We start from the raw sequence: 25,214 nt of genomic DNA, 5'->3' as shown, positions 1-25,214 counted from the left end.
GGGCTCAAGCCCGCCCGATTCTCAAGGATTGATCAAGGAAGGCTCGACATGACCACCGCGTTACTGATCATCGACGTCCAGCAAGCACTGTGTGCTGGTGAATATGAATGCTTTGAAATCGCCCGCGTGATCGCCACGATCAATGATCTGAGCCAGCGCGCCCGCGATGCCGGCGTTCCGGTGGTGCTGATACAACACGAAGAACAGGACGGTCCATTCGTGCGCGGCGCTGACGGTTGGCAATTGGCCAAAGGTCTGCTGACTTCGACGACAGACTTGCGGGTAAATAAAACCACCGGGAATTCTTTCTACCAGACCGATCTCGGCAAGCTGCTGCCCAGCGAAGATTTTGAGCGGCTGATCATCTGCGGTCTGCAAACCGATTATTGCGTCAATGCCACCGTGCGCAGCGCGCATGAGCTGGGCTACGACGTCGTTGTTGCAGGAGATGCACATTCGACAGTCGATAACGGCACCATGAGCGCCGAAGACATCATTGCCCAACACAACAAGGATTTCGCGGCGCTCACTGGCTCCGTGGCGCGAGTCGACGTCAAACCCGCTGCCGACATCACCTTCTGATACGCACGCCGACAAGGATTGGGGTCGGCCCAAATCCAGGAACACCTGAGATTTGGGCCGAGCGTACTGGCATACTTGCCGCCGTCTCAAGAATGGAATCTCCCGATGTTCGCCGTTTCCCTGCGTCACGCCGTGGCGCTGACATCTCTCGTATTCGCATGTTCTGCCCACGCCACCAGTTTCGATTGCAGCAGCGCCGCCAGCAAAACCGAAAAAGCCATCTGCGCGGATCCCTATCTCTCCAGGCTGGACGATAAACTCGCCGACCAATGGCGGATCACGCTGGGCAATGTTGCCGATCCCCAAATTCTCAAAACCGATCAACGCCAGTGGCTGAAAAACCGCAACGCCTGCGGCGGCCTGAGTGCGTGTCTGCGTCGCGAATACCTGATGCGCGTCACCGAACTCGAACATGCGGTCAAGCCGTTCAGTTGGGACGCTACCTGGCAACTGATCCCGCCCGGCACCTCGACCTCGGCGACGCTCGTCACCCAACGTCGAGATGCCACGCATATCGACATCGATATTTCAGCAGGCGAGGGCGCCAATTCCGGGGACCTGACCGGCGTTGCCATACTCAAGGATGGAACAGCCGTTTACGCCAGGGACGCCTGCACACTCACCTTCACGCCAATCAATGGCGTACTGAGCGTCACGCAAACCGGTGCCGATTTCGATTGCGGCGGTGGCATGGGCGTTTATTACGCCGGCCGGTATGTCGCCTCCGTACAAACGCTGCAGCTGAACTACGACCTGCTCAGCCTGGGCCTGGCCCGCACCCCCGCAGAAGATCAGGCACTGCGTTCGCTGCTCAGGACCGACTACCAAAAACTGGTCGAGACGTCCGGCTCCTTGCAGGTCGGCGAGGCCTCAAAAGATGTGCCTGATGCTCAGGTTTCAGAAATGTGGATGCGCGGCCTCGGTGGTATCGGCATCCTGATGAGTACGGCCGACGCGCAAGTCTGGTTGATCTTCAAAAGCTACGATGACCAGGGCAAGGAGCATCTTCGTTACTACACCAATGCGAAGCAGTGGAAGCGGCAGCTCCCTGACGTTCTGCAAGCCTGGTACGAGCGCTTCAAAAGCAATCAAACGCTGGAACTGGAATTCATGCCCTGACCAGACTGGAATCTTCGCACTAACTATTTTTCCCGTTCAGTCTTTCCATTATCAATTGCTGTCTCTAGAATTCGCCCGCTTCTGCGATGGAGGCGCATTGCCATCATCTGGTATTTCTTTAAGGGACGGACATCATGCAATTCGGGAAAATACTGGCGCTGGGGCTGGTTCTTGCGCTGGGTGGTTGTGCCAGCTTCACCAAAGACGAAGTGGCGCCGGTAACCCTGCCGTCGATGGCCAACTACGCCAACAAGCCAAACGTTTATGTCGATTTCGACTTCTACCAGGGCGAGCCAAAAAGTGCGTCTGCTGTAGAAGTGCCGCAAGCGCGCGACCAACTGAAACCACAGCTGCAGAAAATTCTTACCGACTCCGGCCTGTTTGGTCGGGTCACGCTGGATGAATTCCAGAAACAGCCGGGCGACTACAGCCTGCGCCTGAAAATGTACAACCATCCGCCGAATGCCGGTTCCATGGTGCTGGCCTTCATCAGTGGTTTCAGCATGATGATCATCCCGGCCTATGGCAGCGATCAGTACACCCTGAGCCTGGAAGCGCTGGATGGGCAGGGTCAGGCTGTAACGACGGCGAGCAACCACGACGCCATCGGTACGTGGATCGGCATCTGGTTCATTCCGCTGATGGCCAACACGCCGAAAGACGCCGTGAACGACACCTTCACCCGTCAGGTCAATGCGCTGCTCAAACAAATGGTTGATAACAACAACCTGAAGTACTCGGCGCTGGACGCCGGTATTCCCCGGGCGTGAAACAAAAAGAGCCGCAATCGCGGCTCTTTTTTTTTTGAGTTATTTCAGCGCCTGAATGAATTTCGGGTCGCTGTACAGTTCTTTGAGCAGATCACGCAGCATCGGGTTGTAGGCATTGACCGCGTTCGGGATCGCAATGAAACCGAAGAAGCTGCTGCTCCACTGGCTGCTGACATCTTTGGTCGCGTCATACACCACATCACTGCCGTTGAGCAGCGTGAAGCGTGCAGCGAGCTGGCCGTCACCTGTGCCCATACCGGCGGACAGGTTGTTTTTCACCACGAGAACCTTCAATTGGCGCTCAGCCTGGGGGTCGAGCAGACCGGCCTTGCGCAGTTCTTCAGTGATGGCGTCCTGAATGTGCGCCGGGATGCTGCCGGACGGCGAGCGGACCGGGTTGGCGCGAACCACCAGCGAGCCTTCGCCTGATTCGGCGGTGACCTGCGGATGGCCGATAGCGTGCAGCGGCGGGGTCTGCTTGAGCTTCTGAACATTTTCATAGCTCGGCTCGTAGCGAGTCATGGTCATGCCACAACCTTGCAGCAGCAGCGCCAGCATCGGGATCAACAGCAGAGACTTCTTCACGGCAATACCTTGCACAGAACATAAAGGGGCGCGAATTATGGGCAGAGTGCCATCATTGAGCAACTGGGTTTTCCATTTCTGGCGCGAGCCAATCCACGTCAGCGTTTCACTGGCCCGAGGCCAAACAATTCCGTAACATTCGCCTCCCTCTTTTTTCGCGAAAACAGCGGCCATGCTCGATGCCGCTCAATCAGGTAAGCCATGAAACCAATTCGTCTGCGCGCCGATGTCCTCGCCGGACTCACCACCTCGTTCGCCCTGTTGCCCGAATGCATTGCCTTCGCCCTGGTCGCGCATCTCAATCCGCTGATGGGCCTGTACGGCGCTTTCATTATTTGCACGCTGACGGCGTTGTTTGGCGGTCGACCGGGCATGGTCTCCGGCGCGGCGGGTTCGATGGCGGTGGTAATCGTCGCGCTGGTGGTGCAACACGGCGTGCAATATTTGCTGGCGACGGTGCTGCTCGGCGGTCTGATCATGATGGCGTTCGGGCTGTTGCGCTTGGGCAAACTGGTGCGCATGGTGCCGCATCCGGTGATGCTCGGTTTCGTCAACGGCCTGGCGATCATCATTGCTCTGGCGCAACTGGAGCATTTCAAAAGCGGCGAAGACTGGCTCAGCGGTACCCCTTTGTACCTGATGACCGGGCTGGTGCTGCTGACCATGGCCATCGTTTACCTCCTGCCGCGCCTGACCAAAGCGGTGCCGCCGGCACTGGTAGCGATCCTTGGCGTCGGCCTGCTGGTCTACCTGTTCGGCCTGCCGACCCGCACCCTCGGTGACATGGCGCACATCGCTGGCGGTTTGCCGACTTTCGCTGTGCCGGACATTCCGTGGAGTTTCGAAACGCTGCGCATCATCGCCCCGTACGCGATCCTGATGGCGATGGTCGGTCTGCTCGAAACCTTGCTGACGCTGAACCTGACCGACGAGATCACCGAAACCCGTGGTTACCCGGACCGTGAGTGCGTGGCGCTTGGCGCGGCGAATATGGTGTCCGGTGCGTTCGGCGGCATGGGCGGTTGCGCGATGATCGGTCAGACGGTGATCAACCTCAGCTCCGGCGGACGCGGGCGGTTGTCCGGCGTGGTTGCCGGTGTGCTGATTCTGTTGTTCATTCTGTTTCTGTCACCGCTGATCGAGCGTATTCCGCTCGCCGCGCTGGTGGGGGTGATGTTCGTGGTGTCGCAGCAGACCTTTGCCTGGGCTTCATTGCGGGTGATCAACAAGGTGCCGCTGCACGACGTCCTGGTAATCATCGCCGTGACCACCATCACCGTGTTCACCGATCTGGCCACGGCGGTGCTGTGCGGGATCATCATCGCCGCGCTTAATTTCGCCTGGCAGCAAGCGCGCGAGTTGTACGCCGATGAACATCTGGAGGCCGATGGCAGCAAACTCTATCGCCTGCACGGCACACTGTTTTTCGCCTCGACCACGCCGTTTCTCAACCAGTTCGACCCGGCCAACGACCCGGCCAGGGTCATTCTCGACTGCCGGCATCTGAGCTTTGTCGATTATTCGGCAATTGCCGCGTTGAAAACCCTGCGTGAACGCTACGCCAAGGCTGGCAAGCATTTACAGGTGTTTCATCTGTCGGAACGCTGCAAGAAATTACTCAACCGCGCTGGCGTTGATCACGACTGACGCCGCTGGCGTGGCGTCCTTGAGCCAGGTCTTGCCGAGAATGCGTGAGACCTGTTCGGCGGAGTAGGGTTTGGCGAGAAACTCAAACCCTTCGTAACCGCTACGCGCCAGTTCTTCGCTGTAGCCGGAGGTCAGAATCACCGGCAGATCGGGACGGCGCTGGCGCAGCTCTTTGGCCAAAGCAACACCGGTAATACCCGGCATGACCACGTCGGAAAACACCGCATCGAACGCCATGGCATCGCTGCCCGCCAGTTGCAGGGCTTCTTCGGCATTGGTCGCCCATGCGGTTTCGTAGCCCAGATCCTGGAGGATCTGATTGGCGAAACGGCCGACGTCCAAATTGTCCTCGACCACCAGCACCCGGCGCTTTTCGCACGCCGGCTGCACCTCGCCATCGTCCTCTGTCTCGTCCACTTCTGCCTCGCCCGCCGGTACCTGCGGCAAGTACAAGGTGAACTCGGTGCCTTGGCCGAGCACGCTGGAAACATCGACATTGCCGCCCGATTGCTTGGCGAAGCCGAATACCTGCGACAACCCCAGGCCCGTACCCTTGCCGACCGCTTTGGTGGTAAAGAACGGTTCGAAAATGTGTTCGAGGGTGTGTGCGTCGATGCCAGCGCCGGTGTCGGCCAAGGCAATCGACACAAAGTGACTGCTGGAACCGGCGTGGCCGCGAATCGACGGCAGTGGTTTGTGGCACTCCAGGCGCAATTTCAATTCGCCCTGACCATTCATGGCATCGCGAGCGTTCAGCGCGATGTTGATCAACGCGGTTTCAAACTGGCTGAGGTCGACACGGATGTAGCAAGGATGATCCGGCCGCTCGACGCACACATGAATCTGCGCGCCAGTGACCGACTCGAGCATCTCGCCGATGTTGGCCAGACGTTCCCCGGCATCGACCACTTGCGGATTGAGCGGTTGGCGACGAGCGAAGGCGAGCAACTGGCTGGTCAGTTTGGAGGCACGCTCGACCGTGTCGGAAACCGCACGCATGTAGCGCTCACGCCGCTCCTGCGACAGGTTGGGCTGACGCAGAAAATCCACCGACGAGCGAATGATCGTCAGCAGATTGTTGAAGTCATGGGCGACGCCGCCGGTCAACTGCCCGATGGCTTCGAGCTTTTGTGACTGGCGCAACGCCGATTCGGCTTGAGCCAGACGCAGGCTGCGTTCCTCGACTCGTTGCTCCAGCGTGGCATTGAGTTCCGCCAGCGCGAGCAAGCCTTCGCGCACGTTGGCGTCGGCCCGCACCCGCTCGATGTGCGCCCAGCAACGTTCGGTGACTTCACTCAGCAGGGCCTGTTCGAAGCTCGACCAGATGCGCGGCTCTTTGTCATGGATGGCCATTAATGCGGTAAGGCGGCCTTGTTTGATCAGCGGCACACAAATGGTGGCGGTGATGCCGATGGCCTGGAACGTGGCGGATTCTTCAGGTGGTAGTTCGCTGCGATTGTCGTGGATAACCAGCGGCTCACCGGCGCGCAGCAGACGCACAGCCTTCTCACCGAAATCGCGCAACTGATAATGGCCGACGATGCTTTGCGAACCCGGCGCTGCATAGTCGCCGCGAATGGTAAAACCATCTTCATCGGCGTCCATGTCGGCGTAGGCGCAGTTGGACAGACGCAGTTGCTCAACCATCAGCCGCGTGCTTGCTGCCAGGATTGCCTGCGCATCGGTGGCATTGGTGACTGCGTTGCCAATCGCATCGAGGACGGCCAGTCGCCGGTTCAGGTAAACCGTCTGGGTCGTCTCGGTGACAGTGTCGATCATGCCGACGACTTGGCCTCGAGAATCACGAACAGGGCTATAGCAAAAGGTAAAGAACGCCTGTTCCGAGCCATTGCCGCGCTCGATCTGCAAGGCGAAGTTTTCGATGTAAGTGGCTTGGCCCGCGTACGCCGCGTCGGCAATCGGACTGATTTCGTGCCACGCCTCTTGCCATATATCGCTGAACGGACGCCCCAGGGCGTGCGGCTTGTCGCCGAGAATCGGCACGAAGGCGTCGTTATAAAGGGTGATCAACTGCGGGCCCCAGACGATCGCCTGAGGGAAATGAGACGCGAGGCTGAGCGAGACGGTGGTCTTGAGTACATCGGGCCAGTCTTGCAACGGGCCGAGGGGCGAATTCGCCCAGTCGTGACGGCGGATCTGCCCGGCCATCTCGCCGTTGTCTTGCAACCAGTCTGTCATGAGGTTCGTGTTTTTCCGGGCGTCTGTCTGAGACAGAGACCTTCGCGCAGGGTGTTTGGTTTCAGCACACCAGGCACTTGTTTGCGCAGCAGATTCTCTGGACGGCCATCATGGCAGCAAAACCGATGGCTGGCGCAAAAGCCTGCTCTTGCGCCAGCGGATTTATCACGGTTTTTTGAACCACTGCTCAGGCATCGATTGCCGGGAAGTCGATATCGGTGAGTGCGGTGTTGTTCAGGTAGTTGGTCAGCGTCTGTAAGGCCACCAAGGCAATCACTTCTATGATCTTGCGGTCATCGATACCAGCGCCACGGGCAGCAGCGAGTTGTTCGTCGCTCAAGTGCCCGCGGGTTTCGGTCAATTGACGGGCCAGGGCGGCGTAGGCATTCAGTTCGCCGTGACGTGCCGCAACGATGTCCTGTGCCGAAAGCCCGGCCTTGTCGGCAAATACAGTGTGTGCGGACAGGCAGTAGTCGCAACCGTTGACCTGCGAAGTGGCGAGGTAAATCGCTTCTTTTTCCTTTGCGTTCAGTGAGGTCTTGCCGAGGATGGCCGAAGCTTGCAGATAAGTGTCGAGTGCCACCGGTGCCTGGGCGAGGGTGGTGAAGACGTTGGGCAGGAAACCGATTTTTTTCTTCACGCCTTCCAGTGCAGGACGGGTGACATCGGTGGCGGTGTCGAGGCTGATTGCAGGGATGCGGCTCATGATGATTCTCCTCAGTTGCGCTGCGAAGTGCAGCGGCGATGGAGAGATCTTAAAGACGGCCCATAGCGTATTGGCGGCAAATCGTCGAGGATATGCGGCAGATCGTCCAGATATGCTTTTGGGAGTCAGCCATGGATCGCCTTTCCACACTACTCGGTCATTTCGGCGTGAACGCCGGCACTTTTCATAGCGGCGCGTTTTGCGGCGTCAGTGTTCACCAGGGCGAGCCGGTTGGGCATGTGCATGTTCTGCAGGCCGGGGCGTTGCTGCTCAAACCGGGCAACGAGCGGGAGATCCGTCTGGAAGAGCCGTCGCTGATTTTCTTTCCCCGCCCGTTCACCCACCGCATGTTTGCCGACGAGGCTATGGCCAGCCGGGTGGTGTGCGCCTCGCTGACCTTCGATGGCGGTTCGGGCAATGCCCTGGCAGCCGCCTTGCCCGACTATCTGGTATTGAAACTCACCGACATACCGCAATTGCGCAGCACTCTTGACTGGTTGTTCAACGAGGCGTTTGAAGGGCATTGCGGGCGAGTGGCGGTGATGGATCGCCTGTTCGAATTGCTGGTAATCCTGCTGCTGCGCCATCTCATCGGCAGTCGCGATCAGCAGCCGGGCATGATGGCCGGGCTGGCTGACCCGCGCTTGTCCAAGGCTTTGAACCTGATCCATGAACAACCCCACAAGCCGTGGAGCATCGCCGACCTGGCTGCGGCCGCGAACCAGTCCCGCGCCGGTTTTGCCGAGCAGTTTCGTCGCGTGGTCGGGCAAACGCCGGCCAATTATCTGTTGAGCTGGCGGGTCAGCCTGGCCCAGAAACGTCTGCGCGAAGGCCGGCCGATTGCGCTGATTGCCGAGGAGGTCGGTTACGAAAGTCCGTCGGCGCTGGCCCGGGCCTTTCGGCGCAAGACCGGGCTCAGTCCTCGGCAATGGAAAACCGAACACTGAGTCCTATTTGGCAAATTTCTTTGCCCCAGCCACACACAAAATCACTCCTAGCGTCACGCCCAGCATGCTGGCGCTGACTTGCTCGCGCAACAACGTCGCCGCCAGTGCCAGACCGAAAAACGGTTGCAGCAGTTGCAACTGCCCGACCGCGGCGATCCCGCCCTGGGCGAGGCCGCGGTACCAGAACACGAAGCCGATCAGCATGCTGAAAAGCGACACGTAACCCAGGCACATCCACGCCGACAGGCTGATGTTGGCGAACGAGGCGGGCGCCAGCCACAGACTCAACAGCACCATCAGCGGAAACGACAACACCAAAGCCCAGCAGATCACTTGCCAGCCGCCGAGGCTGCGCGACAGCTTCGCACCTTCGGCGTAACCGAGGCCGCAGGCCAGAATCGCCGCGAGCATCAGCAAGTCCCCGGTCGGTGAGGCGCTCAGTCCCTGGGACAAAGCGAAGCCCACCACCAGCGCACTGCCCAGAATCGAAAAAATCCAGAACACCGGCCGTGGTCGCTCACCGCCGCGCAATACGCCAAATATCGCTGTGGCCAACGGCAGCAATCCTACAAACACGATCGAATGCGCCGACGTCACGTGCTGCAATGCCAACGCGGTTAATAGCGGAAACCCTACGACTACGCCCAACGACACAATCAACAACGACAGCCACTGCTCGCGAGCCGGTCGCCGCTGTTTGAACAACAGCAAGAGCCCCAAGGCCAACCCTCCGGCAATCGCAGCTCGCGCCACGGTCAGAAATGCCGGCTCGAACTCCAGCACCGCCAACCGTGTGGCCGGCAGCGAGCCGCTGAAAATCAGCACGCCGATAAAACCGTTGATCCAGCCACTGGTTTTTTCCAGAGCCGGGTTGGCCGCGGTCGATGTTGTGTGCATGTCGGTGGCGCTCAAAAGTGGCTTGTATTGCTGCGATGCTAGAGCCGAGAATCAGCACAATCAAAAAATTGTCATGGATACAGCCGGCATGCCCCGTTCTCGTTACAAGACATTGGTTGACCGATATGCGGCGGACATTCGCTGCGGCCGTCTGGCGCCGGGCATGCGATTGCCAACACATCGGCAACTGGCCGCGCAGGAAGGACTGGCGCTGGCCACCGCATCACGGGTGTACGCCGAGCTCGAGGCGATGGGCCTGGTCAGCGGCGAAGCCGGGCGCGGCACCTTCGTCCGTGAAACATCGTTGGCGCCGGGGCAGGGCATCGATCAGAAAGACGTGGCGGTCGGCATGATCGACCTGAATTTCAACTATCCAGCGTTGCCCGGTCAGGCCGAATTGTTGCGCGTGGCGTTGCGCCAACTGGCGTTGTCCGGTGATCTGGAAGCGCTGCTGCGTTATCAGCCCCACGGAGGACGTGCCCACGAACGTGCTTCGGTCGCGCGGCATTTATCGGCACGCGGCGTGACGGTCGAAACGGGCCAAGTGCTGTTCGTCAATGGCGCTCAGCAAGGTTTGGCGGTGACCCTGATGGCCCTGCTCAAACCCGGCGACGTGATCGCCGCCGATGCGCTGACCTATTCCGGTTTCAAGGTGCTGGCCGAAGCGCTGCACCTGGAAGTGCTGGCGATACCGATGACGGAACATGGCCCGGATTTGCCGGCACTCGACAAGCTCTGTCGCCAGCGTGCGGTACGCGCCGTGTACAGCATGCCGACACTGCACAATCCGCTGGGCTGGGTCATGCCACTGGAACAGCGCGAGCGATTGGTCGCGATTGCCCGCAGGTATGATCTGACGCTCATTGAAGATGCCGCCTACGCGTTTCTGGTTGAGAACCCGCCGCGAACCTTGATCGATCTGGCACCGGAACGGACGTTTTATGTCTCGGGTCTGTCGAAAAGTATCGCCACTGGTTTGCGGGTCGGCTTCATCGCGGCGCCTCTCGCTCAGGTGCCTGCACTGGAGCGGGTCATTCGCGCGACAACGTGGAACACGCCCGGGGTCATGACCGCGATCGCGTGTGGCTGGCTCGATGACGGCACCGTCACGGTGCTCGAACAGCAAAAACGTGAGGATGCCATGGCGCGACAGGCTCTGGCGGCCGAGGTGCTGAAAGGGCTGTGCTGCATTGCTCATCCGGTCTCGTATTTTCTGTGGCTGCCGTTGCCAGAAGACGTGCGCGCCGATCAGATCGTGGTCGAGTTGATGCAGCAGCAGATTTCCGTGACTACCGCCGAGCCGTTTTCGCTGTCGACCAACACGCCCCATGCGATTCGTCTGGCGCTCGGCTCGGTGGACATGCAGGTGCTGCGTCAGGCGTTGACCACCGTCAGAACGATCGTCGGCGCTTATCTGTAAACTGCGCCTACGCCATGAAAAGCCAGGTTTGGACTGTTCAATGAAATTCATCACAACACTGCTTCTCGCCTTGATGTTCAGCGCCAGCGCCCAGGCTGAGGGCGACCCTGCAGCCGGGGCGAAAATCTTTCCGCGTCTGTGCGGCGGTTGCCATCAGGTCGGTGATTCGGCCCGCCCGGGTTTTGGCCCGCAGCTCAACGGCATCATTGGACGGGCTGCGGGGACTTCGGCCAATTATGTTTATTCCGATGCGATGAAAAATTCCGGGATTACCTGGGATCGGGCAACGTTGAAGGCTTATCTGGAGGATCCGAAAGGGGTGGTGCCGGGGACGCGAATGATCTTTTGGGGGCTGAGTGATGAGGAGAAGTTGAATAATTTGTTGGCTTATCTGCAGAAGTTCAGTGCTGAATAACTACGGGAACGCGCTGTTCCAGGGTGTTTGGGTAGTTTTGACCGGGTACATATCCATTGCTGCGGTAACGGCTGCTTAGGGTTTCGCCCTTACGGCGACTGACTTTTTTACAAGCGCCCGGAATGCCGGCCCAGTAAAAAAATAAGCAAAAAACGCTTGCTCCTGCGTTCGGCCCTCGCAGGCTCGGGTTCCTTCGCTGCGGGATCGATCCGCTCAGCCTTCCGAAGTCGCCCGTGGATCAAGATCAAGATCAAGAGCAGGCGAGCTGACACTCGACCTCATGGTTGACGCGATCTCTGTAGGAGCTGCCGAAGGCTGCGATCTTTTGCTCTTGTAGGAGTGAGCCTGCTCGCGATACAGGTTGACTCAATCCCTGTGGAAGCAGGCCTGCCAGCGATGGCGGCCGGCGAGCCGACCTGTCTCTGGCTGATATACGAAGTATCAGTGGGCATGAAACGCCACCTGATTGCGCCCCGCAGCCTTCGCCTGATACAGCTGCTGATCGGCGCGTTTGATCAGGGCTGTGTGGTTGTTGTCTGCCGGATCTGCCAGCGCCAGGCCAACGCTCACCGTGACTTTTCCTGCGCGGGGAAAGTCCGCTTCGGCCACCGCCGCGCGGATCTTCTCGGCGACGACTTCCGGGGTGTCGGGTTGTGCCACTTCCGGCAGCAGCACGGCGAACTCTTCGCCACCGTAACGCGCGACGAAATCGGTACTGCGCACGCTGTTTTGAATCAACGTCGCCAGTTGCTGCAGGACCTCATCACCCACCGCATGGCCGTGGCTGTCATTAATGCGTTTGAAGTGGTCGGCATCGATCAGCAGCAGGGCATATGGGCGCCCGGTGCGTCGGGACAGCAGCGAATACTCAGTGATTTTTTCGTCAAAGCGACGCCTGTTGTAAACCCCGGTCAAGCCGTCGTGTGTCGCCAGACTCAGGAGCTCGGCGTTGGCCTGGGTGAGTGCGGCGGTGCGTTGCGCCACGGTGTCTTCCAGGGAAGCGTTGGCCTCCTGCAGTTCGCGTTCCTTGCCGAGCAGTGATTGCGTCATCGCATCGATGGACTGGCCGAGCTGAGCGATTTCCAGCACCGGATGCTGGAGCTGGAATTGCGCGCCGGCCTGATTGTTTTGCACTTGTTTGGCCGAGCGCGCGAGTTGTTCGATCGGGCGGCTCAGATACAGCGCCAGGTAATAAGCCACCAGCCCGAAAACGATGGCGGCGAATACGCCGAGTATCAGCAATTCGTATTGCAGCGTCCGCGCCGGTTGCAGGGCGGTCTCCAGTGGTTGACGAATAGCGATCGACCACGACAGCGCCGTACCCGATGGCGTCGGCACGGTGACCATGCTGGTCAGGAAACCGTTGGCCGCCGTCCAGCCCGGCAATACCGAATCGTTCATTGCCAGCTGCTGACCCATCAGCGCTTCGGGGTAGAGCACCTTGCCATCGTGGTCGACGATCAGCGCCTGTATATCCGGCGCCGAGTGTTTATGGGAAAACGCTGCGGATTCGACGATGCGGGTCACCCAGCTCCAGTGCGCATGTGCGCCCAGCACGCCGATCACTTGTCCTTCGGCGTTGTGAATCGGCGCGGCAAAGTCGATGAAGCGCAGCGGCTCACCATTGGGCAGGCCCGGCAACAACTTCGCCAGTAACACAGCTTCGTGCGGATCGCCTGTGTATTGCCGGCGCAAGCCGATCTGGAACCATGGGCGTTTTTGCACGGATTGCCCGACCAGCAAATCGTTGACCGCCTGACGGACGTTGCCTTCGGCATCGGTGACGCCCATCCACGCATATTCGGCGCGCGCCTGTGTTCGCAGTTGCATCGACTTGAGAATGTTCGGGTTATCCAGATCGCCACGCTCCAGATGCGGCGCGCGACTGAGCAGGTAGACCTCCAGTTGTCGCTCGCGCAATTGTTCGCCCAATAACGTCGCCGCCGCGCGCGCGGTATTCAGCAAGGCATTGCCGCTGGCCTGCTTCATTTGTTCGGTAGTGATGTGACCGACGTAAAAGCCCACACTCAATAATGTCAGCAGGGACAAACCGCCGAACCACAGGGTGAGATGGCTACGCAGACTGGCTTTGAACATGGGGGCGGGTGTCTGTCTTTATTGAAGTGGCGCCATGGTATGCGACATCGCCGACAGCCGGCCAGCGAACGGGTTCATGGAAACACAAAGAACATTGATGCTAATGCGCCATCATTTGCTAAGATGCGCGCCGCCCGCGAGACGGATCCCGGGCGTTCCCCCATGGAGTTTTACTGTGAAATACCTCAGCAAAGTAGTCGCTGCCGCACTGTTCGGTGTGGTCCTGGCAGGTTGCACCGGCGCCCCGATGAAAACCGCACATTACGACAGCAACCAGTACACCGTGGTTGGCCATAGCGAAGCCTCGGCTACCGGCCTGCTGTTGTTTGGCGTCATCCCGATCCGCCAGAACAGCCGCTTCGTGCGCGCACAAGACGCGGCCATCAAAGCCAAGGGCGGCGATGCGATGATCAACACGCAAGTTCAGGAAAACTGGTTCTGGGCCTGGGTGCTGACCGGCTATACCACCACCATCTCCGGCGATGTGGTCAAGCTGAAAACCGCGCAGTAAGCGCCGTTTGAATGCAAAAAAGCCCGGCTGATCAGGCCGGGCTTTTTCATGGGTGTTGCGGTAACGCGATTTGATTCAAGCTACACGGCGTTCGATCAGACGATCCGAACCACCTTCAGCCACACGGCGTTCGATCAGACGATCCGAACCACCTTCAGCCACGCGGCGTTCGATCAGACGATCCGAACCACCTTCAGCCACGCGGCGTTCGATCAGACGATCCGAACCACCTTCAGCCACGCGGCGTTCGATCAGACGGTCCGAGCCGCCTTCAGCCAAGCGGCGTTCGATCAGACGATCCGAACCACCTTCTGCGACCAGGGTATGAACAGGGGCTGCTGCAAAAGCGTTAGCTGCGAGAACCGAGAAAGCGATGCCGAAGAGGGTTTGGCGTTTCATGATCGTGTGCTCCAGAAGGTTGTTTGTTTGTCTGGAGCCGATGTTACGCCGCGCAGCTTTTATGAGAACTTCATTGAGGTGATGATGAACATCGACGCCGATGATGTCTGCCAGCACCCCCTGTTCAGAGCGGTTTGGCCCGGATGCACAACTCGCCGCTGGCACGAATCAGTGCCAGATCATGTAGCGCATCGGCGGCTAGTCCGCTGCGGACATTGGCCAGCCAGGACGGGCAATTCGGGTCTCGCCGATAGGGCGCGAATTCGGCGTATTGCTGTAACAGATGCTTTTGCAGCTCATCCAGGCGCGGGCGGATCTGCCTGCCGAGGTCCGGACGCGGTGTCTCCGGTGCCGCACCTGCCGCTTGCCATTGTGCGAGCAGACCGTATTGCACCAGTTTGTTCGCCTCCATTTGCGCGGCGATCAGCTGTTCGACGTCATCCGGGTCGAGTTTGTTTTCGGCGGCCAGGGTTCGGGCATTGGCGATGACCTGCGCCTCACGCGGGCTGTCCTGGATCGGCTTGCCGCTGTCCCATTTGGTCAGCGCAACTGCATCACCAATGTTCAGACGTTCATTCAAAGTGGCCAATAGCTGTTTCAATGAAGCAGGCGCCGCAGTGGTTGCGCCTGCCTGGGCGCTGGCGGCGAGCAAGACGAGGAGTGAGCCAAACAGAAAATTTGCAACGTTACGCATGGACCGAGCCTCAATAGTACGTGTCGAGAGAAACGCTGATTTACCACAGCCGCACGTTGATACAAAGCCATGCGTGCCACTTACACAAATGCAAAACTGAGGATCAGCACCAACTGGAAATGTTGATTGCACGCTGCACGCAACTCACCGAAGCTATCGTCAACCAGGCCTCCCGCCGTCGAGATGGACCTCCATTCAATGCAAAGCGCCACCTTCGCCAAACCCCTCTGGCAAACCTATCTACTGTTTCTCGCGCCGATGGTGGTGTCCAATTTCCTGCAGTCGATGTCCGGCACGGTCAACAGCATCTACATCGGCCAGATGCTCGGCACTCAGGCGCTGGCGGCAGTGTCCGGCATGTTTCCCGTCGTGTTTTTTTTCATCGCCCTGGTCATCGGCCTCGGAGCCGGCGCGGGCGTGTTGATCGGGCAGGCGTGGGGGGCACGCGAAACGCACAGGGTGAAAGCGATTGCCGGGGCGACGTTGCTGCTGGGGGGGTTAATCGGTCTGGTCGCGGCGGTGCTGGGCACCGTGTTTGCACGACAGGCACTGACGGGGCTGGGCACGCCGATCGATGTGCTTGACGATGCGGTGGATTATGCCCACGTCATGTTATGGATCCTGCCGTCGCTGCTGGTATTCGTGCTGTTCACCCAGTTGCTGCGCGGGGTCAGCGATACGCTGTCGCCCTTGCTCGCGCTGATCGTCTCTACCGCCGTAGGGCTAGCGCTGACGCCGGCGTTGATTCGCGGCTGGCTCGGTTTGCCGCCACTTGGCATTCAGAGCGCGGCTTATGCCGGGCTGGCCGGTAATCTGGCAGCGATGGCATGGTTGGCGTGGCGGCTGATCCGCAAGAGCCATCCACTTGCGCCCGATCCAGAATTCTTCGCTGCGTTGCGACTGGACCGGGTGATCCTCGGCAAGGTGTTGCGCATCGGCCTGCCGACCGGGGTGCAGATGATCGTGCTGTCATTGTCGGAGCTGGTGATTCTGGCGCTGGTCAACCAGCACGGCTCGCAAGCGACGGCGGCGTATGGCGCGGTGACCCAGATCGTCAATTATGTGCAGTTTCCGGCACTGTCGATTGCGATCACCGCATCGATTCTCGGCGCACAGGCGATCGGCGCCGGACATCTGCAACGCATGGGTCCGATTCTGCGCACAGGGTTGCTGATCAACGTGTGTCTGACCGGTGGCCTGATTGTGCTGGGTTATCTGCTGTCGCACTGGTTGCTGGGCCTGTTCCTGACCGAAGACTCGACCCGGGCGATGGCCGAGCATCTGCTGCACATCATGCTCTGGAGCCTGCTGGTGTTCGGCTTCCAGGCCATTATCGGGGGGATCATGCGCGCCAGCGGCACGGTGTTGGTGCCGGTGGTCATTTCGATTATCTGCGTGGTCGGCGTGCAATTGCCGGCGGCGTATTGGCTAAACGGACAGTTCGGTTTGCAGGGCGTTTGGATGGCGTTCCCGGTCGCTTACCTGGGAATGCTGGCCCTGCAGACTCTGTATTACAAACTTGTCTGGAAACATCAGAAAATCGAGCGGTTGATATAGGCCCTGGCATAACGGCAGGTTGTTTGCTTAAGTCACCCAAGGCCCTTGACGGCGCGCGCCACCCGGAGAACTCCATGTCGATGCGATTGCTGCTGGTTGCCGCGTTTCATCTGTTCGCCACGACCGTCGCTCAAGCCGCTGAATACACTCGCGTGAACACCAGCGCCAGCCAGATCAGCTTCACCTACAACCAGATGGGCTCGCGAATGTATGGGACGTTCGGCAAGTTCGAGGCGACGCTGGACTTCGATACCGACAACCTTGCCAACGCCCGCACCACGTTGCATATCGATCTAAGCAGCATCGATGCCGGCAGTGAAGACGCCAATTCCGAGCTGGTGAAGCCGGCCTGGTTCGACACCGAGACATTCCCCCTCGCGGTATTCGAGTCCAGCCGCTTCACTCAGGTGGCCGAACACCGTTACCAGATCGCCGGTCATCTCACGCTCAAGGGCATCACTCGCGAGGTTGAGGTTGCGGTGCAGTTGAAACCGGACGACGCCGTCGGCATTTTCGACGGCGAACTGGTGCTCAACCGCGACGAGTTCGGCCTCGGAGCAGGGGAGTGGGCGGACAGCGTGGTGTCGCGAGACATCAACATCAAATTTCGGGTGGTCGCGCCGCAACAGTGACAGTTCAGTTGATCCTTGCAAGGTATGATGTCGCGGTTCGTCGACGGCTCTGATCATCGGCAACGTTTTTTATCGCCGGAGTTCGCCCATGCCACGCATCACCCATTACACCTCCCCATGTCCTGAAAGCGTCAACAGCCAGATCCTGCAAATGGTCGTCGACTACCTGACTGACATCAGCGCGGTAGGCCTCGGTCCGAGCAATCTGCTGTACAACGTCTATCAGTACGCAGTCGGTTACGAGGTGCATCTGTATCTTGAGGCGTTGAACGGCCAGAAGGGTACCGAAGTGGAATTGCTGGTAGCCACTGACGATGAAAATCCGGAGCAGGTCATCGGATTTCTCATCTGTCTGCCGGTGCAGGGCGATTGGGAGGCGTGCAGCGTCGCCTACATGGCGGTGCGCGAAGGCCATCGGCGTCAGGGTGTGGCGAGGGCGCTGCTCGCTGACATGGTCGGGCGCTATCCGCATGCGGAACTGGCCTGCAGCATCGGCAAGGTGCCGTACTTCGAGGCGCTGGGTTTTGAGGTGATCGGCCAGCGCGAGACTCAGGTGCTGATGAGCACGCGGCATTACCGCAGCAACGGCTTGCGCGGGTTTATCGACACGACGCCTATCTATCGCTCGCTGGAAGTGCAGCAGATTCACACCTATCTGCTGCAGAAGAATGGCAAGCGCGCGATGCTCGATGCAGAAAAACAACGCGACCGGCATCTTGACCAGACCAGTCGCCACGTAGAGGAATTTGTCCGTCAGCGCCTTACCCTGCATTGACCCCGTCTATACAAAGCCCTTGCTGTGCACTGCACAGCAAGGGCTTTTTTGTGCCTGCAATCTCAACCGAGCTTGACGTTCATGGTGATGCGCGCGGTGAAGACTTTCTTGCCCTCGGTATCGTGAATGTCGACATTGACGACCTTGTCGCCATCGCTTTGCCAATCCACACCGTCTGCGCTGGCCACGGCGGTGACGTCGGTTTTTGCCTTGGCCAGATATTCCACGGTCATGCCCTTTGGAATCCAGCGTGCGCCGGCGGGGATCGAGACGTCGGTCATCATTCCGCCGGCCAGTTCCGCTGCGTTGCACATGGCGATGGCATGCACTGTGCCGAGGTGATTGGTGATTTCCTTGCGAAACGGCACTTGCACGGTGGCGGCGTTCGGACGCAATTCGCTGATCAATGGATTTATGCTGCTGAAATACGGGGCGAACTGGCAGGCCATCTTGCTGAAAGCGTCCGGACCGACGCTGTTGAACATGCTCAGAGATTGACTCATGGGAAGCCTCAATGGAGTTTGCAGAATGATGTTCCGTTACAGAATTATGTTCTGTAACGGAGCGGTATTCTGTTAGCGGCAAATCTGTCAACCTAGGCGCAATTTATCCACGGGCAAACTTCGCCTTGTTCAAACCCTTTTCGGACCCGAATCAGCATGGACACCACCGATCTACTGGAACGCAGCTACCCCGGCCGCCGCGCCGAGCTCAAGCGCGATATCTTTCGCAAGTCCTTGAACCTTTTCAACGAGCAGGGAATTGAGGCGACCACCATCGAAATGATTCGCGCCGAATGCGACACCAGCGTCGGCGCGATCTACCACCATTTCGGCAACAAGGAAGGATTGGTCGCGGCGCTTTTTTTCACCGCACTGGAGGATCAGGCGCGTTTGCGTGATGCGTATCTGGACGCCGCCGGTACCACCGAAGAAGGCGTGCAGGCGCTGGTCTTCAGTTATGTCGACTGGGTCGAGCAACAGCCGCAGTGGGCGCGTTTCCAGTATCACGCCAGGTTCGCCGTGACCAAAGGCCCGTTCAAGGAAGAGCTGGCCGAACGCAACAAGACGCGCAATCTGCGTTTGCGCCAGTGGCTGGCCGAATCAGGGCGCGCCGCCGAGCTCAAGGATTTGCCTGCTGAACTGCTGCCATCGCTGATCATCGGTCAGGCCGACAGCTATTGCCGCGCCTGGCTGGCAGGGCGGGTGAAAGGCAGCCCGACCGACTATCGCGAAGTCCTCGCGCAAGCGGCGTGGTGTTCGATTCGCGCTGAGGCGTGAGCTACTCGAAATCTGTCGGGTGTCCGCTGGTGCGCTGGAAAACCAGGGCCTTCAAGCCGCTCTGCGGATCGACATCGGGAAACTCCGGCGGATTGTCCAGCCGATGATCGAAGCGCAGGCTTGGCGCTTCCTGTGTCACACCATCAATCAGAAAGTCCGAACCGAACGAGGGGTCGTTCATGCACGCCAGTACCGTGCCTTGCGCGGTCAGCAGTTCCGGCAAGCGGCGCAACACGCGTTGATAGTCCTTGGTCAGCAAAAAGCTGCCTTTTTGAAAAGATGGCGGGTCGATGATCACCAGATCGTACGGGCCGCTGCTGATCACCTTGCCCCAGGACTTGAAGAGGTCGTGGCCGAGGAAGCTGACCTTGCTCAGGTCGTGGCCGTTCAGACGATGGTTGTCGCGACCACGGCTCAAGGCCGCGCGGGACATGTCGAGATTGACCACGTGGCTGGCGCCGCCCTCGATCGCCGCTATGGAAAAGCCGCAGGTGTAGGCGAACAGGTTCAATACCCGTTTGCCCGCCGCTTGTTCGCGCACCCACTTGCGCCCGTAACGCATGTCGAGAAACAGCCCGGTGTTTTGCTTGCGACCCAGGTCGACGCGGTACTGCAAGCCACCCTCGATGATGGTCATTTCCTCGATTTCCTCGCCGATCAGCCATTCTGCCGTGCTCTGCGCCAGGTAACGGTGCTGAATCAGCAAAGTGTGCGCACCCGACTGTTGCCATGCGATCGAGGCGGCGAGTCGTAGCAGCGAATCCTTCAGGCCTTGCAGATGCTCAGGCGCCGGCTCCTTGAACAGCGACACCAGCACCACGCCCTGCAACCAGTCCACGGTCAGTTGTTCCAGCCCTTGCCAGCAGCGTCCGCGGCCGTGGAACAAGCGGCGGGTTTCGTTGGGTGCCGCTGCCAGCGCAGGCAGCAAATGGGCGTGGAGGGTGGCGAGGGCTTCAGGGGTCATGGATCAGAATCGGCCGGGCAAAGGGCGCGCATTTTAACCACAAATGAGCATTCTGGATGGGGACTGTGGCCCGAAAAACAATGTCTTGGCGAAATCTGCTGTATCAAAAGTGAATTTCTGCAAGGCGCGCTGCTCATACCTGATAAGCAGCGGATTCAAACCGCTATTCGAAAATGTAATTCGGGGGAGTGCTGTTCATGTGCCCTACACCTACGTCGAGCGCGCACCTTCCTGGCGGGTTGATTCTGGTTGTCGAGGACGATCCGTTGATTCTGGAGTTTCTTTGCGAAATTCTCCAGGAGGAAGGGTTCAAGGTCGAACCGCAAACCAGCGCTGACGCCGCATCGCAATATCTGGAGCAACACGCAGCAGACGTTGCGCTGTTGCTGACCGACATCACCATGCCCGGCATGCTCAACGGCGCCGACCTGGCCAATCTCGTCGGCGACCGCTGGCCGGAAAAACCGGTGATGGTCATGTCCGGCTATGAGACGCCTGAGACCTCCGGGGTCAAGCATTCGGTGGCGTTCATCAAAAAGCCGTGGGCGATCGGTCAGTTGCTCGACTGTGTGGAAAGTGCGTTCAAATCCAAGGCCCCTCAGCTGCACTGACAAGTGCTACATTGCCGGGCCAGGCTGCCCGGCCATCTGTCAGAGGATTTGCTCTCTTGTCTGCACAAGCATCGGTTTCTGATCGCGCGTTCGGCGCTTTTCTGTTCGACATGGACGGCACCGTCCTCAATTCCATCGCCGCCGCCGAGCGCATCTGGTCCGCGTGGGCGGTGCGCCATGGCGTTGATGTCGAGACGTTTTTGCCGACCATCCACGGCGCGCGCGCGATCGACACGATCACCCGGCTGAACCTCCCGGGCGTGGATGCCGAGCAACAAGCGGCGTTCATCACCGCTGCGGAAATCGAAGACGTTGAAGGCATTGTCGAGATCCCCGCTGCGGCAGCGTTTCTCAACGCACTGCCGAAAAATCGTTGGGCGATGGTGACGTCGGCGCCGCGCGATCTGGCGCTGCGGCGGATGGCGGCGGCGGGGATTCCCGAGCCTGCGGTGATGATCACGGCTGAAGATGTAAAGGCTGGCAAGCCTGATCCGTCGGGTTATCTGCTAGCGGCGCGAAAGCTCGGTGTCGAGCCAGCAGACTGCCTGATTTTTGAAGATGCGGCTGTCGGCATTCAGGCTGCCGAAGCGGCGGGCGCAGCGCTGATGATCATCACCACTACGCATCAGCATCCGATCCAAACGGCTCACGCTACGCTGGCCAGTTACGATGCGATCAGCGTTGACGTCGACAACGATGGTTGGCTTCGCTTGAGAGAAATCTGATCTGCGGCAAAGATCGCTGATCGCTGTCACCGGTCGGCAGCTTATTCACTGACGCAACATCGCGACTACGCTGATCCATGCCTTGAAATCGTCGCCAGCGTCGAGCCTCTTAAAGGCATCGACCACCCGGCGATCCCTTGCCAACCGACGAGGTAAACGCATGAAGATCGATCTGAGTGGAAAACTGGCCATCGTCAGCGGCAGTACCGCCGGCATCGGTCTGGGCATCAGCCAGTCGCTGGCCGGGGCGGGCGCCACGGTGGTGGTGATTGGCCGCGACACGGCCAAAGTCGAGCAAGCACTGGCAAGCATCCGCCAAGCCGTGCCAGCGGCGCAACTGCGCGGTTTGACTGCTGATCTGGGCACGGCCGAGGGCGCGGAAAAGCTCTTCGTCGCCGAGCCGCGTGCGGACATTCTGGTGAACAACCTTGGCATCTTCAACGACGTCGATTTCTTCGAGACCCCCGACAGCGAGTGGACGCGCTTCTACGAGGTCAACGTGATTTCCGGTGTGCGCCTGGCGCGGCATTATGTGCCGGCGATGGTCGAACAGGGCTGGGGCCGGGTGATCTTCCTGTCATCGGAATCCGGCGTGGCGACGCCAGCGGATATGCTCAATTATGGCGTGACCAAAAGTGCCAACCTCGCGGTGTCCCACGGCCTGGCCAAACGTCTGGCCGGGACGGGGGTCACGGTCAATGCAATCCTGCCGGGGCCGACTTTCACCGATGGCCTGCAGGACATGCTCAAGCCTGCGGCCGCCGAGTCTGGGCGCAGCCTGCGTGACGAAGCCGACGCGTTTGTGCGCAAGGCCCGTCCGACCTCGATCATCCAGCGCGTGGCGGATGTCGCGGAAGTGGCGCATCTGGTCACTTACATCGCTTCGCCGCTGTCCTCGGCCACCACTGGCGCCGCTTTGCGTGTCGATGGCGGTGTGGTCGACAGCCTGACTATCTGAATTTTCCGAAAGAGAGGTTTTATGCCTACAGCATCCGCAACTATCGACATCCCGGCCTCGGCCGATCAGGTCTGGCAATTGATCGGCGGCTTCAACACCCTGCCGGACTGGTTGCCATTGATCAGCAGCAGCCAGCTGAGCGAAGGCGGGCGGGTACGCAATCTGCAAACCGCTGACGGCGGCGTGGTGGTCGAACGTCTGCAGACCTTCGATAACGCCGCCAGAACCTATAGCTATTCGATTGAACAGGCACCGTTCCCGGCCAGCGATTACCTGGCGACGATCAAGGTTGAAGGCCAAGGGCAGGGCGCAAGGGTGACGTGGTCGGGACGCTTCAACGCGGTTGGTGTGAGCGATGAGGAAGTGGTGGCGTTTTTCAACGGACTCTACCAGGGCGGCCTTGATGCCCTGCGGGCCAACTACCCAACCTGAAACCTTACACGGCCCCTGTGGGAGCGGGCTTGCTCGCGCTCCCACATTTGATCGTATTTCAATGCTCAGGCCTGGCTGATCAGACTCGGCCGACAATCCAGCAGCAGTTTCGCTCCGCCCAGATCACTGCTGCCGACCTCAAGATTGAAGCCGTGCAGGCTGACAATTGCCGCAACGATCGACAGCCCCAAGCCAAAACCACTTTGCGGCTGGCCGCCCTCGGTGCGATAAAACCGCTGGAAAACTGCCTCTCGTTCAGCCTCGGGTATCCCCGGCCCTGAATCATGAACCTCGATCCGCGTGTGCCCACCTGCATTGACCCCGCGCAACATCACCGTGCCGCCGGGCGGGGTGAATTTGATCGAGTTGCTCAGCAGATTCGCCAGCGCTTCGAACAACAAAGCGCGGTCGCCATTGAGCGGCGGCAGCGTTTCCGGCATGTTCAGCTGGAAACGCAGATCGCCTTCCTCGGCCAGCGGCAGATAGAACTCGTGCAACTCTTCCAGCAACTGCGCCGGGTCGAGTTCGACGAAACCTGAGCGGCGCTGGCGATCTTCCAGTTCGGAAATCCGCAGCAAACCGCGAAAGCGTGCCATCAGCGTGTCTGCTTCAGCCAGCACCAAATCCAGTTGCGCCGCTTGCTGCGAACCTTCGCCGGCCTGTTGCTGCATGCGGTACAACTGCGCACGCAAGCGCGTCAGCGGTGTGCGCAGGTCATGGGCGATGTTGTCGCAGACGCCTTTGACCTCGTTCATCAAGCGCTCGATGCGCTCGAGCATGGCGTTGACGATGGCGGCGAGCATGTCCAGTTCATCGCGGCGATTGGACAGCGGCAAGCGGTGCGTCAGGTCACCGGCAACGATGGCCTGGGCGCTGTTCTGGATCGCGCGAATGCGCTGCAACGGTCGACGCCGCAGCAGATGCCAACCGGCGACCCCGGGAATAATCGTCAACGACACGCCCCAGAACAACGCGTGCAAAATGATCCGCGTGACCGCGAACAGCGAGCCGTTGTCACGCAGCAGCACCAGCCAGCGACCGTCGCGAGTCTGGGTGGCCACAGCATCGCAGCTGTCGTTCGGCAGGGTCGGGTCATCGGAATCGGCGCACTCGGCGAGCATGTGAATCTTGCCGTCCAGCGGCAGCCCTTCGGGAATTTGCTGGAGTGCGCCGCCCAGATAAACGCCGTCAGCGCTGAACAGGCCGTAGGCATCGATGCCGCGAATGTCGAAGGTCATGCTGGCGGCGAGGGCGTCTTCGAGTTGCTCGCCGCGAAAGTGCGAAAACAGATGCTGACGTTGCATCAACGAATGTTTGGCGAGCTTGTCGAGGTAGCCGGATACCTCGTAGTACATGACCCCCATGAGGATCGCGCTCCACGCCACGAACAGCGAGCTGTACAGCGCCAGCAAGCGGCTGCTGGAGGAGCGCCAGCCGTCAGACGGGTTCGGCAATGACATAGCCCGAGCCCCGTACGGTGCGGATCAGCGGAACGTTGCCGGCTGCGTCGATCTTCTTGCGCAGACGACCGATGTGCACGTCGATCAGGTTGGTGCCCGGGTCGAAGTGATAACCCCAGACTTCTTCGAAAATCATCATCCGCGACAGGATCTGGCCGCTGTTGCGCATCAGGAACTCGAGCAGTTTGTATTCGGTCGGCAGCAGCGTCAGCACCTGCCCGGCGCGTCGGGCTTCGTGGCTGATCAGGTCCAGTTCGAGGTCGGCAACTTTTAGTGTGGTGGCCTGGGTGGCGACGCTGTTCTGTCGGCGCAGCAACACTTCGACCCGCGCGGCCATTTCATCGGTTGCGAACGGTTTGGTCAGGTAGTCATCGCCGCCAGCGCGCAAGCCGCGCACGCGCTCGTCGACATCGGAGAGGGCGCTGATCATCAGAATCGGCGTCGCCACGCCCATGGTGCGCAAGGTGGTGACGATGGCCAGGCCATCGAGTTCGGGCAACATGCGGTCAAGGGTGATCAGGTCGTAGTTGCCGCTGACGGCACGGTCCAGGCCCTCGCGGCCATTGTCGACCCAGTCGACGTCCAGCCCGTGGCTGCTGAGTTCGGCAACGATTTCCCGCGCGGTCACGGCGTCGTCTTCGATGGTCAAGATACGAGTCATAGACAGGCCTGCTGATCGGTTCAAATGCAATGGCAGCATTTTGCCAAGAAATTACCGTGACGCTTTAAATTAACTTTCATCTTCGTCGCTGCGGTAAATCAGAACTGATCGGATTTGACCCTCCGTCATCAATGCAGAAAACCCGCAGCGGCTAGCCGTTTATTGCAAATT

At 59.7% G+C, this 25,214-nt stretch carries 27 protein-coding genes; 16 read left to right on the top strand and 11 right to left on the bottom strand.

The features are described 5' to 3' along the window. Positions 1–48 precede the first annotated feature (48 nt). The 3 genes from ACP7D9_RS10455 (at position 49) to ACP7D9_RS10445 (ending at position 2,471) form a co-directional block, all read left to right on the top strand. On the top strand, positions 49–582 hold the full coding sequence (locus ACP7D9_RS10455) for a cysteine hydrolase family protein (RefSeq protein WP_397478327.1): 534 nt from the start codon (positions 49–51) through the stop codon (positions 580–582). An 18-nt stretch (positions 583–600) separates the two neighbouring features. After that, a complete protein-coding gene (locus ACP7D9_RS10450) occupies positions 601–1,701 on the top strand; it encodes a lysozyme inhibitor LprI family protein (protein ID WP_426157218.1) in 1,101 nt (366 codons plus the stop codon). 134 nt (positions 1,702–1,835) lie between these two features. After that, on the top strand, positions 1,836–2,471 hold the full coding sequence (locus ACP7D9_RS10445) for a hypothetical protein (protein WP_101162615.1): 636 nt from the start codon (positions 1,836–1,838) through the stop codon (positions 2,469–2,471). Between the two features lie 39 nt (positions 2,472–2,510). Here the strand turns inward: ACP7D9_RS10445 and ACP7D9_RS10440 are convergent, their stop codons facing one another. Then, complete coding sequence (locus ACP7D9_RS10440) at positions 2,511–3,056, bottom strand: hypothetical protein (protein ID WP_426157216.1); 546 nt, start codon at positions 3,054–3,056, stop codon at positions 2,511–2,513. 201 nt (positions 3,057–3,257) lie between these two features. Between ACP7D9_RS10440 and ACP7D9_RS10435 the strand changes: the two genes are divergently transcribed. Beyond that, positions 3,258–4,703, top strand: coding sequence for a SulP family inorganic anion transporter (locus ACP7D9_RS10435; RefSeq protein ID WP_426157214.1), 1,446 nt, complete (start codon positions 3,258–3,260; stop codon positions 4,701–4,703). Here the strand turns inward: ACP7D9_RS10435 and ACP7D9_RS10430 are convergent. Beyond that, a complete protein-coding gene (locus tag ACP7D9_RS10430) occupies positions 4,671–6,902 on the bottom strand; it encodes a response regulator (protein ID WP_426157212.1) in 2,232 nt (743 codons plus the stop codon). The genes ACP7D9_RS10435 and ACP7D9_RS10430 overlap by 33 nt on opposite strands. Positions 6,903–7,089: 187 nt before the next feature. Beyond that, positions 7,090–7,608 (bottom strand): carboxymuconolactone decarboxylase family protein, encoded by a 519-nt coding sequence (locus tag ACP7D9_RS10425; protein ID WP_426157210.1) that lies wholly within the window; start codon positions 7,606–7,608, stop codon positions 7,090–7,092. Positions 7,609–7,739: 131 nt separating this feature from the next. Here ACP7D9_RS10425 and ACP7D9_RS10420 point away from each other — a divergent pair, with 131 nt between their 5' ends. Further along, on the top strand, positions 7,740–8,555 hold the full coding sequence (locus ACP7D9_RS10420) for a cupin domain-containing protein (protein ID WP_426157208.1): 816 nt from the start codon (positions 7,740–7,742) through the stop codon (positions 8,553–8,555). Positions 8,556–8,558: 3 nt separating this feature from the next. Here ACP7D9_RS10420 and ACP7D9_RS10415 read toward each other — a convergent pair whose 3' ends face one another. Further along, complete coding sequence (locus ACP7D9_RS10415; RefSeq protein WP_426157206.1) at positions 8,559–9,452, bottom strand: DMT family transporter; 894 nt, start codon at positions 9,450–9,452, stop codon at positions 8,559–8,561. Between the two features lie 88 nt (positions 9,453–9,540). Between ACP7D9_RS10415 and ACP7D9_RS10410 the strand changes: the two genes are divergently transcribed. Next, on the top strand, positions 9,541–10,872 hold the full coding sequence (locus ACP7D9_RS10410; protein ID WP_426157204.1) for a PLP-dependent aminotransferase family protein: 1,332 nt from the start codon (positions 9,541–9,543) through the stop codon (positions 10,870–10,872). A 40-nt stretch (positions 10,873–10,912) separates the two neighbouring features. Next, positions 10,913–11,287, top strand: coding sequence for a c-type cytochrome (locus tag ACP7D9_RS10405; protein WP_426157202.1), 375 nt, complete (start codon positions 10,913–10,915; stop codon positions 11,285–11,287). Positions 11,288–11,728: 441 nt separating this feature from the next. Here the strand turns inward: ACP7D9_RS10405 and ACP7D9_RS10400 are convergent, their stop codons facing one another. Beyond that, a complete protein-coding gene (locus ACP7D9_RS10400) occupies positions 11,729–13,384 on the bottom strand; it encodes a sensor domain-containing diguanylate cyclase (RefSeq protein WP_426157200.1) in 1,656 nt (551 codons plus the stop codon). A gap of 175 nt (positions 13,385–13,559) precedes the next feature. On the opposite strand from ACP7D9_RS10400, the gene ACP7D9_RS10395 reads away from it, so the two are divergent. Then, entirely contained in the window at positions 13,560–13,895 is a 336-nt protein-coding gene (locus ACP7D9_RS10395; protein WP_101162605.1) for a hypothetical protein, read from the top strand. Positions 13,896–13,970: 75 nt separating this feature from the next. Here the strand turns inward: ACP7D9_RS10395 and ACP7D9_RS10390 are convergent, their stop codons facing one another. Beyond that, the gene (locus tag ACP7D9_RS10390) at positions 13,971–14,294 is read right to left on the bottom strand and encodes a hypothetical protein (protein WP_426157392.1); all 324 of its coding nucleotides are present in this window, start codon (positions 14,292–14,294) and stop codon (positions 13,971–13,973) included. Positions 14,295–14,418: 124 nt separating this feature from the next. Then, a complete protein-coding gene (locus ACP7D9_RS10385; protein WP_426157198.1) occupies positions 14,419–14,988 on the bottom strand; it encodes a chorismate mutase in 570 nt (189 codons plus the stop codon). Between the two features lie 198 nt (positions 14,989–15,186). Here ACP7D9_RS10385 and ACP7D9_RS10380 point away from each other — a divergent pair, with 198 nt between their 5' ends. From ACP7D9_RS10380 to ACP7D9_RS10370, 3 genes are all read left to right on the top strand, one after another. Continuing rightward, a complete protein-coding gene (locus ACP7D9_RS10380) occupies positions 15,187–16,545 on the top strand; it encodes an MATE family efflux transporter (RefSeq protein WP_426157196.1) in 1,359 nt (452 codons plus the stop codon). A gap of 74 nt (positions 16,546–16,619) precedes the next feature. Continuing rightward, on the top strand, positions 16,620–17,177 hold the full coding sequence (locus ACP7D9_RS10375) for a YceI family protein (protein ID WP_101162601.1): 558 nt from the start codon (positions 16,620–16,622) through the stop codon (positions 17,175–17,177). An 88-nt stretch (positions 17,178–17,265) separates the two neighbouring features. Then, positions 17,266–17,952 (top strand): GNAT family N-acetyltransferase, encoded by a 687-nt coding sequence (locus ACP7D9_RS10370; protein WP_426157194.1) that lies wholly within the window; start codon positions 17,266–17,268, stop codon positions 17,950–17,952. A 62-nt stretch (positions 17,953–18,014) separates the two neighbouring features. Here ACP7D9_RS10370 and ACP7D9_RS10365 read toward each other — a convergent pair whose 3' ends face one another. Then, positions 18,015–18,455, bottom strand: a complete 441-nt coding sequence (locus ACP7D9_RS10365) for a hotdog fold domain-containing protein (RefSeq protein ID WP_426157192.1) — start codon at positions 18,453–18,455, stop codon at positions 18,015–18,017. Positions 18,456–18,611: 156 nt separating this feature from the next. On the opposite strand from ACP7D9_RS10365, the gene ACP7D9_RS10360 reads away from it, so the two are divergent. Then, entirely contained in the window at positions 18,612–19,232 is a 621-nt protein-coding gene (locus ACP7D9_RS10360) for a TetR/AcrR family transcriptional regulator (RefSeq protein WP_426157190.1), read from the top strand. A 1-nt stretch (position 19,233) separates the two neighbouring features. Here ACP7D9_RS10360 and ACP7D9_RS10355 read toward each other — a convergent pair whose 3' ends face one another. Beyond that, positions 19,234–20,196 carry a class I SAM-dependent methyltransferase gene (locus ACP7D9_RS10355; protein ID WP_426157188.1) on the bottom strand — a complete coding sequence of 321 codons (963 nt, stop codon included), beginning with the start codon at positions 20,194–20,196 and terminating at the stop codon, positions 19,234–19,236. A gap of 197 nt (positions 20,197–20,393) precedes the next feature. Here ACP7D9_RS10355 and ACP7D9_RS10350 point away from each other — a divergent pair, with 197 nt between their 5' ends. The 4 genes from ACP7D9_RS10350 to ACP7D9_RS10335 all read left to right on the top strand — a co-directional run bounded on the left by ACP7D9_RS10350 (position 20,394) and on the right by ACP7D9_RS10335 (position 22,922). Continuing rightward, positions 20,394–20,807, top strand: a complete 414-nt coding sequence (locus ACP7D9_RS10350; protein WP_312998451.1) for a response regulator — start codon at positions 20,394–20,396, stop codon at positions 20,805–20,807. Between the two features lie 56 nt (positions 20,808–20,863). Next, on the top strand, positions 20,864–21,532 hold the full coding sequence (locus tag ACP7D9_RS10345) for an HAD-IA family hydrolase (RefSeq protein WP_426157186.1): 669 nt from the start codon (positions 20,864–20,866) through the stop codon (positions 21,530–21,532). A 160-nt stretch (positions 21,533–21,692) separates the two neighbouring features. Continuing rightward, positions 21,693–22,490 (top strand): SDR family NAD(P)-dependent oxidoreductase, encoded by a 798-nt coding sequence (locus ACP7D9_RS10340; protein ID WP_426157184.1) that lies wholly within the window; start codon positions 21,693–21,695, stop codon positions 22,488–22,490. Positions 22,491–22,511: 21 nt separating this feature from the next. Then, positions 22,512–22,922 (top strand): SRPBCC family protein, encoded by a 411-nt coding sequence (locus tag ACP7D9_RS10335; RefSeq protein WP_426157182.1) that lies wholly within the window; start codon positions 22,512–22,514, stop codon positions 22,920–22,922. Between the two features lie 65 nt (positions 22,923–22,987). Here ACP7D9_RS10335 and ACP7D9_RS10330 read toward each other — a convergent pair whose 3' ends face one another. After that, positions 22,988–24,382, bottom strand: coding sequence for a sensor histidine kinase (locus ACP7D9_RS10330; protein ID WP_101162593.1), 1,395 nt, complete (start codon positions 24,380–24,382; stop codon positions 22,988–22,990). Continuing rightward, positions 24,360–25,043 (bottom strand): response regulator transcription factor, encoded by a 684-nt coding sequence (locus tag ACP7D9_RS10325; protein ID WP_039762250.1) that lies wholly within the window; start codon positions 25,041–25,043, stop codon positions 24,360–24,362. The genes ACP7D9_RS10330 and ACP7D9_RS10325 overlap by 23 nt, the downstream gene beginning before the upstream one ends. Between the last annotated feature and the right edge of the window lie 171 nt (positions 25,044–25,214).

This window comes from Pseudomonas sp. TSRC2-2 (assembly GCF_049897785.1).
Classification (GTDB): domain Bacteria; phylum Pseudomonadota; class Gammaproteobacteria; order Pseudomonadales; family Pseudomonadaceae; genus Aquipseudomonas.
Note: the sequence above shows the minus strand (reverse complement) of the source record. Positions and strands in the feature narration are given on the sequence as shown.

Bases quoted from the DNA above. Each gene is read 5' to 3' on its own strand.
- ACP7D9_RS10400 (WP_426157200.1), bottom strand. From the start codon at position 13,384: ATGTTCAAAGCCAGTCTGCGTAGCCATCTCACCCTGTGGTTCGGCGGT.
- ACP7D9_RS10380 (WP_426157196.1), top strand. From the start codon at position 15,187: ATGCAAAGCGCCACCTTCGCCAAACCCCTCTGGCAAACCTATCTACTG.
- ACP7D9_RS10445 (WP_101162615.1), top strand. From the start codon at position 1,836: ATGCAATTCGGGAAAATACTGGCGCTGGGGCTGGTTCTTGCGCTGGGT.
- ACP7D9_RS10405 (WP_426157202.1), top strand. From the start codon at position 10,913: ATGAAATTCATCACAACACTGCTTCTCGCCTTGATGTTCAGCGCCAGC.
- ACP7D9_RS10420 (WP_426157208.1), top strand. From the start codon at position 7,740: ATGGATCGCCTTTCCACACTACTCGGTCATTTCGGCGTGAACGCCGGC.
- ACP7D9_RS10455 (WP_397478327.1), top strand. From the start codon at position 49: ATGACCACCGCGTTACTGATCATCGACGTCCAGCAAGCACTGTGTGCT.
- ACP7D9_RS10335 (WP_426157182.1), top strand. From the start codon at position 22,512: ATGCCTACAGCATCCGCAACTATCGACATCCCGGCCTCGGCCGATCAG.
- ACP7D9_RS10340 (WP_426157184.1), top strand. From the start codon at position 21,693: ATGAAGATCGATCTGAGTGGAAAACTGGCCATCGTCAGCGGCAGTACC.
- ACP7D9_RS10375 (WP_101162601.1), top strand. From the start codon at position 16,620: ATGTCGATGCGATTGCTGCTGGTTGCCGCGTTTCATCTGTTCGCCACG.
- ACP7D9_RS10355 (WP_426157188.1), bottom strand. From the start codon at position 20,196: ATGACCCCTGAAGCCCTCGCCACCCTCCACGCCCATTTGCTGCCTGCG.
- ACP7D9_RS10385 (WP_426157198.1), bottom strand. From the start codon at position 14,988: ATGCGTAACGTTGCAAATTTTCTGTTTGGCTCACTCCTCGTCTTGCTC.
- ACP7D9_RS10330 (WP_101162593.1), bottom strand. From the start codon at position 24,382: ATGTCATTGCCGAACCCGTCTGACGGCTGGCGCTCCTCCAGCAGCCGC.
- ACP7D9_RS10435 (WP_426157214.1), top strand. From the start codon at position 3,258: ATGAAACCAATTCGTCTGCGCGCCGATGTCCTCGCCGGACTCACCACC.
- ACP7D9_RS10370 (WP_426157194.1), top strand. From the start codon at position 17,266: ATGCCACGCATCACCCATTACACCTCCCCATGTCCTGAAAGCGTCAAC.
- ACP7D9_RS10365 (WP_426157192.1), bottom strand. From the start codon at position 18,455: ATGAGTCAATCTCTGAGCATGTTCAACAGCGTCGGTCCGGACGCTTTC.
- ACP7D9_RS10360 (WP_426157190.1), top strand. From the start codon at position 18,612: ATGGACACCACCGATCTACTGGAACGCAGCTACCCCGGCCGCCGCGCC.
- ACP7D9_RS10350 (WP_312998451.1), top strand. From the start codon at position 20,394: ATGTGCCCTACACCTACGTCGAGCGCGCACCTTCCTGGCGGGTTGATT.
- ACP7D9_RS10425 (WP_426157210.1), bottom strand. From the start codon at position 7,608: ATGAGCCGCATCCCTGCAATCAGCCTCGACACCGCCACCGATGTCACC.
- ACP7D9_RS10325 (WP_039762250.1), bottom strand. From the start codon at position 25,043: ATGACTCGTATCTTGACCATCGAAGACGACGCCGTGACCGCGCGGGAA.
- ACP7D9_RS10430 (WP_426157212.1), bottom strand. From the start codon at position 6,902: ATGACAGACTGGTTGCAAGACAACGGCGAGATGGCCGGGCAGATCCGC.
- ACP7D9_RS10410 (WP_426157204.1), top strand. From the start codon at position 9,541: ATGCCCCGTTCTCGTTACAAGACATTGGTTGACCGATATGCGGCGGAC.
- ACP7D9_RS10390 (WP_426157392.1), bottom strand. From the start codon at position 14,294: ATGAAACGCCAAACCCTCTTCGGCATCGCTTTCTCGGTTCTCGCAGCT.
- ACP7D9_RS10415 (WP_426157206.1), bottom strand. From the start codon at position 9,452: ATGCACACAACATCGACCGCGGCCAACCCGGCTCTGGAAAAAACCAGT.